The following is a 401-nucleotide window of genomic DNA, read 5'->3' as shown; positions in this document are numbered from 1 at the left end:
CAGCGGAGGGCAGCCCCACCGGGTAAACAGCGCCACGGCCACGGCAAGCTGCTGCCGCAGCGCGTCCTCGGAGCAGGCGGATCCGAAGTCGGTGACCAACAGCCCGGGATCCACATCGGCGACCCGGACCAGCTCCGGAAGGATCCCGCCACCGAGGACGGCGGCCCGGGTCCCGGAGCCCATGGCGAGCACGGTGACGGGCCGGCGGGGCGCGGCGAGAGGAGAGGGGGCGGAGTCGGAGGCGGGGTGGGTCACTTGGCGGCTCCTGCCGTGAGATCCGAAGTCCCGATGGTCACAAACCCCGGCCGTGGCGCCGGTACCGACACGTGGCGCAACCGACCGGAGGGTGGCAACCCGGCGGGCGGCAACCGGCAGGTCCTCGCGGGGCGAATGGGCCCCGG

The 401-nt window shown here is 74.3% G+C and carries 1 pseudogene; it reads right to left on the bottom strand.

Going from position 1 to position 401, the window contains the following annotated elements:
- Positions 1-255, bottom strand: a pseudogene (locus G3I78_RS50000) (hydroxyacid dehydrogenase); the annotation flags it as partial.
- Positions 256-401 lie beyond the last annotated feature (146 nt).

This window comes from Streptomyces sp. SID13726, from assembly GCF_010548375.1.
GTDB lineage: Bacteria > Actinomycetota > Actinomycetes > Streptomycetales > Streptomycetaceae > Streptomyces.
This window is presented reverse-complemented; position numbering and strand designations above follow the sequence as displayed.